The sequence below is a fragment of the Thalassotalea sp. PP2-459 genome (assembly GCF_001913705.1).
Classification (GTDB): Bacteria; Pseudomonadota; Gammaproteobacteria; order Enterobacterales; family Alteromonadaceae; genus Thalassotalea_C; species Thalassotalea_C hakodatensis.
The window spans coordinates 64485-72675 of record NZ_MKQD01000016.1; the positions used below are offsets into that span (position 1 = coordinate 64485).

General features: G+C 34.7%; 6 protein-coding genes. 4 read left to right on the top strand and 2 right to left on the bottom strand.

Features of this window, described 5'->3' with window-relative positions:
- Positions 1–350: 350 nt before the first annotated feature.
- From BI291_RS02710 to BI291_RS02720, 3 genes are all read left to right on the top strand, one after another.
- Positions 351–2444: a winged helix-turn-helix domain-containing protein gene (locus BI291_RS02710; protein WP_074496210.1), complete on the top strand. Its 2094-nt coding sequence runs from the start codon at positions 351–353 to the stop codon at positions 2442–2444.
- A 361-nt stretch (positions 2445–2805) separates the two neighbouring features.
- The gene (locus BI291_RS02715; protein WP_074496211.1) at positions 2806–3429 is read left to right on the top strand and encodes a fused MFS/spermidine synthase; all 624 of its coding nucleotides are present in this window, start codon (positions 2806–2808) and stop codon (positions 3427–3429) included.
- Positions 3422–4312, top strand: coding sequence for a spermidine synthase (locus tag BI291_RS02720; RefSeq protein WP_074496212.1), 891 nt, complete (start codon positions 3422–3424; stop codon positions 4310–4312). The genes BI291_RS02715 and BI291_RS02720 overlap by 8 nt, the downstream gene beginning before the upstream one ends.
- A 1-nt stretch (position 4313) precedes the next feature.
- Here the strand turns inward: BI291_RS02720 and BI291_RS02725 are convergent, their stop codons facing one another.
- Positions 4314–4922, bottom strand: coding sequence for an FMN-binding negative transcriptional regulator (locus BI291_RS02725; protein ID WP_074496213.1), 609 nt, complete (start codon positions 4920–4922; stop codon positions 4314–4316).
- A gap of 293 nt (positions 4923–5215) precedes the next feature.
- Between BI291_RS02725 and BI291_RS02730 the strand changes: the two genes are divergently transcribed.
- Positions 5216–7147: an SUMF1/EgtB/PvdO family nonheme iron enzyme gene (locus BI291_RS02730; protein ID WP_254849510.1), complete on the top strand. Its 1932-nt coding sequence runs from the start codon at positions 5216–5218 to the stop codon at positions 7145–7147.
- A 37-nt stretch (positions 7148–7184) separates the two neighbouring features.
- Here BI291_RS02730 and rluF read toward each other — a convergent pair whose 3' ends face one another.
- Positions 7185–8033 (bottom strand): 23S rRNA pseudouridine(2604) synthase RluF, encoded by an 849-nt coding sequence (rluF, locus tag BI291_RS02735; RefSeq protein WP_074496215.1) that lies wholly within the window; start codon positions 8031–8033, stop codon positions 7185–7187.
- Positions 8034–8191 lie beyond the last annotated feature (158 nt).

Consider the following 8191-nt stretch of genomic DNA (forward strand, 5'->3'; position numbering starts at 1 on the left):
CACTTTTAGGGTTTTATTTATTCACCGCCAAACAAGTAGTGTCAAAAATTTACCACATACTCTTAACTAGCTTTGCTCTACTACTTATACTCACTACACGTATAACATGGCTTACTATTTTTTACGCACTATTAGTTATTTTCATACTAAGTTTATTTTATTACAAATGTATTAAACCCTATTTTTAACGTATTTCTGTTCTTAGCCGATAAGTATCGCCTTGCATTTCCACCTCTGAAATGTTTTGATACAAAATGACCAAATAGCATTTATTTATATAAATCAATAAGATTGAACATTTGTATAATTTTTGTAGTTCGATGGGCATCAAGGGAAGAGAGTGCTGAGCTGTGGAAAAACGTCATTTAATTAAAATAAAAAATTGGATATTTGATCCAATTAATAAAACCTTAACGTTTCAAGAAAATGAAGATAATAAACAACCAAAAGTCGAAACGTTAGAGTCAAAACATGTGGCTTTGTTAAGTTGTCTTATTGAACATCAAGGTTCAATAGTGTCTCGAGAGCAACTTGTTAAGATTGTATGGAAAGATAGGTATGTAGATGATCGAACGATTAACGCTACAATCTCTAGGTTACGCAAAATTTTAGGTGGTGAGACGCAAGAATTTATTAAAACCCACCCAAAGTCAGGCTACAGCCTACATTGTGTAGCCTCTACTATTTCAGTTAAGCAAGTAGATCAAAGCCTTCCCGATAAATCTTCCAATATACCACCGCAGAAAAAATTTACGCTATCGCTTATTATATTTTTAAGTTTACTAATGGTTTGGTATGCAATCGAACAGTCGCAAAAACCTTTAGAAACACAAACAGAAACGAATATAGAAATTATTCCTTTAACGTATGAAGAAGGCTGGGAGTTTGAGCCATCGTTAAACACTGATGGTAATTTACTTGCCTATGTGACCTTTAATGGCTGGCAAGATAAATATAAAGTCCATGTACAAAACAATGACTCTAAAAATACAAAACCTATAAGCACATTAATTAATACTAGGTCGCCTATTTGGCTACAAAAAACTAATCAATTATTTTATGTTGCAGAAATTAATGGAAAGTGTGTCGTTCAAAAAACAGACGTATCATTAGATATTAAGTTTTCAAATATACAGTCTATCGCTAAGTGTGGAGATAACTTTAACGTACCTCATATAGCTCTATCTGGAGATGGTTACTGGCTTTATTACTTAGAACAAAATAAAAACCAACCTTCAAGAGTAAAAAGAGTAAACTTAAAAACTAAAGAATCAGAGTTATTAACAAATCCACCGTCCAACTTTTATGGTGATTTTGATATTGCGTTAAATAATGACGATTCTAAACTTGCATTTATACGCTACTATGACGATATGTCACACTCAGTAGTGATGTTGAATTTAAATACAGGTGAACAATCAGATTATACGAAAAAAAAATATGAGGTTGATTCAGTTGCATGGTCTCATTTAAGTGATAAATTTGTTTTCACAGATGACGCTTTCAATACCTTATTCAAAGTCAACTCTAACTCTGCTGATATTACCAGTATATTTAAAAGTGATGAGAGGCTTTCTGATCCATTTTTTGTAAATAACAAAAAACTTCTGATATCTAAAGGAGATCCATACAAATCAAATATTGGCTCAATAGAGTTGATAAATAATCAATTAGTAAATTTAGATAAAGTTATTCATTCATCTTTTAAAGATCACAGCGCCATTAAAACAACTGATAATGAAAGTTTAATCTTTGTTTCTAACAGATCTGGTAGCTATGAGTTATGGAAAAAGTCTTCCAAAGACCTCAAACAACTTACTCATTTTAACGATCCTTCCAACTATATTTCTGAACCGTTATTGCTTGAAAGCAATTCACTAATACTTTTTAAATTAAATAACTCATATATGTTACTTGATTTAGATTCAGAAGCACTTAAACCTATTAATTTTCAAGAAGGAGAAGTAAGGAGCATTACAAAAGATTGTAGCTCCAAAAATAAAGTACTTTTAACTATTAAAAGCAAAGGAGAGTGGTACTTAAACAGAGTTGTTATAAATACTTTAAAATCTACTTCGATTATGCCTAGTGTAACTTCTGTAAAAGAAAATTGTGATAACAATGAATATATTGTTACCAGAAAAAATAAGCCTGGATTATTTATACTTTCCAATAATGACATGTCATTCAATCAGGAGATACTTTCACAATATGCTTTCGAGTCACCTGAACTTTGGGCTATTAATGGTAATTACCTATTTTTTTGGGAAAATTCACAAAAAACATTAAATACATATAATTTATTAACCCAAGAGCTGAGTAAATTGATGTTGCCGGATAAAAATCTGACGCTTCTCTCGTCAAAGAATAAAAAATTATATTTCAGTGACTTATCTGTAAATAATACTTTTATTGGGGAAGTTACAATGTCAATTTCAAAATAAACAATATTATCCCAATAATTTAATTATTGTTTTGTCTACTTTGAATAGTGATCAATTCAATTATTAGGAGAAAACATGGAACGTTTATTTATCGTCATACTATTTATCACCAGCAATACTTTATTAGCATCGATAAGTATAAATATCGCTAACATAACGATACATTCTAACTATGACTTACTAAATCAGGGGAAGATATCAATCGACAATAGTTTTGTAAAAAAGAAAAACAAAACGAGAATTTAGGCAACACATGCTTGGCGCTATAATTAGCGCCTATTCATAAAATATACTTCATGTGCATTCTTTGCTAACTTACGGTAGTCTTTTCGATCTAATAACATTAAAGCAATAAGTTCACATGGCTGTATCTTCAAAATTTCATAATTCGTTAGTTTACGCACTTGCCTTTTCTTCTGGCTTTTCCATCATGGGCATCGAGCTCTTAGGGGGTAGAATTCTTGCCCCATATTTTGGGAGCAGTGTACATATTTGGGGAAGTATTATTACCGTATTTATGTTGAGTTTAAGCTTGGGTTATTTACTCGGAGGGAAATTATCTACACGTAATGCCTCATTAAAGCGCTATGGCACAATTTTTTTAATAGCAGGAATTACCGTGCTACCTATTGCATTATGGGCACCAAATATTATGGAAAGTATCTTTATTAATATAGAAGACACTCGCTATGGTTCTTTACTTGCTTCAATGGCATTATTTTTTGTTCCAACTGTAATTTTGGGCATGATATCGCCATATTCTGTACGTTTATTAGTGATTGATAAGGAGCGTAGTGGACAAGTTGCAGGTGTGCTTTATTTTGTATCAACCCTAGGCAGTGCTTTAGGTACAATTATGACGTCGTTCTATTTTGTTCTGTGGTTTGAAGTAAACAATATAATTTTTGCATATAGTTCTTTATTAGTTTTGTTGGGTTTAGTCGCTATTACTTTTTATTTTCAGGAAAAATCTCGCCATGCGTAATTTAATTTATATTTTGCTCCTATTCATTATAAGTCAGCACACCAAGGCTGATGTTGTGCACCAAGAGCGTTCGTTATATCGAAATATTTTAGTCGAAGATAATTATGATTTACGCTGCTTGAAGTTTAATGTGAAAACTAGCAAAACTAATCAAAGCTGCCTTTATAAAAGTGAACCTCAAAAGCTAGTATTTAATTATACAAAACTATTATTTTCTAGTTTATTAATGTTAGAAAAAGCCCCTGAAAATATCCTTATTATTGGTCTTGGTGGTGGTACTATGTCGAATACGTTACACCAATTATACCCTGAAGCTCGAATAGAAAATGTTGAAATAGATCCAGCAGTTATTAAGGTGGCACGCGAATATTTTGGATTTTACGAAAATGATCATATTACTTCTAAAGTGCAAGATGGCCGTATTTTCATTAAACGTGCAGGTCTTAAAAATGAGCAATATGACTGGATTATATTAGATGCTTTTAATGGCGATTACATTCCAGAGCATTTATTAACCAAGGAGTTTCTTGAAGAAACAAAAAAATTATTGTCACCTAAAGGTGTCTTAGCAGCAAATACATTTTCGATAAGCAAATTGTATGAACATGAATCGGCAACCTATCATGCTGTATTTGGTGACTTTTTTAATGTGCGTAATCGTAATAACAGTAATAGAATCATTCTGACTACAAAAGCTGATTTACCTACCGAAAGCTATATTTCCAAAAGAGCCAAAGCACTTCAACAACAACTCAAGCCATTTGATGTCGACATCATCGATATCACAACTTACATCACATCAACAGCCGATGATAAAGATTGGCCAGATGATACTAAAATATTAACTGACCAATTTTCTCCTGCGAATTTACTCAATTATTAACTTATTCAGTACCAAGCCCAACTTGCCATTGTGTCATCAAGGCAAGTAACGCTTGGCTACCTAATGTGCCAGTGACTGAAAGGCCGTTTTTGACCCCTCTTTGATCCTCATTACTTCTATGCTGACCAAGTTTTGCTTTGGCATCGATGTGGTCAATCGTCATTGAAAAGCCCACAATGCCTTTTAAAAGCTTTCCTTGGTATTCAGTTGTCACTACTTCGCGTTTTTTCAGTAATGAAGGCTCATACTTTTTCATCAATTGATCCAAAGCCAATACAGTATTTTCATCATCAAACAATGTTACTTTGCCCTTTACATGTACACTCGCATAGTTCCATGTTGGCACATTGGGAGGGTTGGTATACCAAGTCGGTGATATGTATTCATGTGGTCCATCAAAAACAGCTAAACACGCACCTTGCTCAACTTCTTTCCAATGTGTGTTTGCGCGTGAAAAGTGGCCAATTAGCAACTGCCTTTCTTGATCATAATACAAGGGTAATCGCGTTGCCTGTAAAGAAGGGGAAACTAACGTGACAAAACTATATTTATGCAAAAAGTCGTCAATCAATGACGGTTCAGGAAATTGCATTCGTAGCGGTACATACATGGAGAAGCCCTTTACACCTTAAAGTCTATTGTTATCATAGCAATGACAATTTATCTGTTTTTAACGGAACTTCAAAATATATTTGTTAATAGGTATACAGCAATTTATCGTGTAACGTTATTGTTAAGCTTATTTCATGAATTAAAAACTTCCCGTTATGGCTTACCACCAAAACAAACGTTTCAATTATTATCACTTGCGCTTTGAGTTCTTAACAAATATGATTGAAACTATTAGAATTATATCAATGATTAAATTGAAGTAATTCCGTAAGTTAAAAATGTTTTAATAACATGGTTAATTTATGGCTTAACATTCGAAATCGTTCAGGAAAAATAAACATGCGCTTGGCTTTACTCGCACTAACGGTTGGCTGTATTTCAGTTGGCTCACAGACATTCGCTTTTGAATCAGTGTCTTCGGGCTACAACTCGGTAGAAAGTTTAGAACTTCAACTGAGTGATAAAGAGGCTGAATATTCTGCTTTTATCAACACATTAAATTCGTTGAATGAACAGTTTAATGCTGAAACAGAAAAATTAGCCCTACTTCGAAGTAGGGGAGACGAACTAAAGAAAGCACGTGCTTTAGCATTATTAAATATGAACGAGCAATACGAAGCTCTCGTTGATAATCCCGAACAAGATATAGCACAAGCACAAACTGCCTATCGTCAAGCCATTCAAAATCAGAAACAAAATAAAGATGACATTAAAAACACTGTTTCTTTAATTACTAGTTTGAAAAAGCAACTTGCTGATGCAAACTTACAACGATTTACATTAGCAAATGCTCGTGAAGCGTTAGTAGAAGAAATTAGAATTTCACGTGTTAAACGACTACAAAAAGAATTTGATAAGCAAGACCAAATTCAAACATCACAATCTGTCGCTTGTGATGCACAAGAAACATTAAAACAATGTATTACTCGTAGCAATCAATTAGCAAAACAAAAAGCTTCTAAACAGTTTGTAGATGGTTTGTTTGCTGATGCAACTGAATCTAATAAAATTAGCCAAAACAAAGACAATTCTGCAGCGCAAGTTCGTCTACTAAACCATAAAGTAGAATCAGGTGAATTTAGTGGCCAAGGTAACTATTCAACAACAGTTACAGTAGAGTTGCAAGGTTCGTTACCGAATGCTGAAGCATGCAAACTACTCGAATTATCTACTCGTTACTGCACTTATGACAAAGAGCATGCACAAATAGCCCCTGTTAATGTTGATGCTGGAAACACCATTACGCTCAATGATGAAGGCGTTATGTACGAACTCACTATTCGCTCTGATCAATATGATGATGAAGTTTTTATAGATGGTGTAAGCTATGGTTCAACAAAGTTATCGGTCATGCTTTCAGCTGGTTTACATGACATAGTGATCACTAAACCAGGCTATTTAGACCATCAAGAACAAGTACGATTAAATAAAAACAAAACAGTAAAAGCTGAACTTGTAAAATCAGCTATAAACTTTGCAAATGGTGAGCCTGTTCAAGATATTTTACCTGGAGATGAGTTAGGTCCTGAGCTTATCGGCGTACCGTCTGGACGCTTTCAAATGGGTGATTTAAAAGGAGCTGGGTTAAGTAATGAAAAACCTGCACGGGGTGAAGAAATCTTACGTCCTTTCGCAATTGCACAACATCAAATTACCGTTGGTGATTTCAAACGCTTTGTAAAAGCGACAAATTACGTCACTGAAGCAGAAAGTGAAAATGGCTGTGCCGCTTTTATTGATGGAAAACCTGCATATAACAGCGTGTTAAATTGGCGTAACCCAGGCTTTAAGCAAGATGATGAGCATCCTGTTGTTTGCGTTAGCGATAACGATGCGAAAGCTTACTTAGCTTGGTTAACTAAACAAACTGATCGTACCTATCGCTTACCGACAGAAAAAGAATGGGAATACGTAGCACGTGCTGGTAGCGTTGATAACTACTGGTGGGGAAGTGATATTGGTAATGGACGTGCAAATTGCGCGTATTGTGGCAGTAAGTGGTCTAATGTAAGCACATCACCGATAAAGTCATTTAGACCAAATAGACTCGGCCTTTACGATACCGTAGGCAATGTATGGGAACTTACTAATGGTGAAAAAGTAGTTGCTCGAGGTGGCTCCTGGAATTTTGCTCCTAAACTTGCCAGAACCTCTGTAAGATTAGAATTAGCGCCCGGTTTTCGTTCCAACTATGTTGGTTTTCGAGTACTTCGTGAAAATTAATTTTAGTCAGCTTTTCTAAGCTTATATGAAGGAGCGATTAACGCTCCTTTTTTGTATCTAAAGACAATGTACTTTTCTTTTTAGGTTTAGCATTAACAGTAATTTTTTGTTTATGCTTTTGTTTATACGTAACCGCACTTGAATCTGTATCATCTGCTGTTTTAGTAGATCCTTTTAACGCATCGTTAATCGTTGCCATTTCTCCTTTAGTTAGATCTCGCCACTGTCCCGGCTTTAAATTACCAAGCTTGACGCTCATAATACGATTACGCCTTAATTTCGTTACTTCGTAACCTAAATACTCACACATGCGACGAATTTGTCTATTGAGTCCTTGTGTTAATATAATCTTGAAAACGAATTTACTTTGAGGAGTGACGTTGCATGGATTTGTAATCGTACCCAAAATAGGTACACCTCGCGACATTCGTTCAATAAAGCGTTCACTGATTGGTTTATCTACTGTTACAATATATTCTTTATCATGAGCGTTTTCAGCGCGTAAAATCTTATTAACGATATCACCATCGCTTGTTAGGAAAATAAGCCCCTCAGATGGCTTATCTAAGCGACCAATGGGAAAGATGCGTTCTCGATGCCCGATTGCATCAATGATATTGCCTTTTACGTTACGTTCAGTTGTACAGGTAATACCTATAGGTTTGTTGTAAGCAATATAAATACGATCAGATTTATTCGAAGGCATAGCACCAACACGTTTGCCATCCACTTTAACCTCGTCACCGGGTAGCACTTTTGTACCTAATTCAGGTACAGTACCGTTGATCGTAACCCGCCCATTATCAATTAATTTATCCGCTTCGCGGCGAGAACAATACCCTGATTCACTAATATATTTATTAAGTCGCTTTCCTATTACAGTCACTGTTTTTCCATGAAATGAGTTTAACTTGAATTGTATCTCAAAACGTAAAAAACCCGTAGCTTTCGCTACGGGTTTCTCTTAATAGAAGCTTGATGATGTCCTACTCTCACATGGGAACTCCCACACTACCATCGGCGCTATTGCATTTCACTACTGAG

What these genes read in the sequence shown, in the direction of transcription:
- BI291_RS02720 (WP_074496212.1), top strand. Translation starts at nt 3,422, where the DNA reads ATGCGTAATTTAATTTATATTTTGCTCCTATTCATTATAAGTCAGCAC.
- BI291_RS02725 (WP_074496213.1), bottom strand. Translation starts at nt 4,922, where the DNA reads ATGTATGTACCGCTACGAATGCAATTTCCTGAACCGTCATTGATTGAC.
- BI291_RS02730 (WP_254849510.1), top strand. Translation starts at nt 5,216, where the DNA reads ATGGTTAATTTATGGCTTAACATTCGAAATCGTTCAGGAAAAATAAAC.
- BI291_RS02715 (WP_074496211.1), top strand. Translation starts at nt 2,806, where the DNA reads ATGGCTGTATCTTCAAAATTTCATAATTCGTTAGTTTACGCACTTGCC.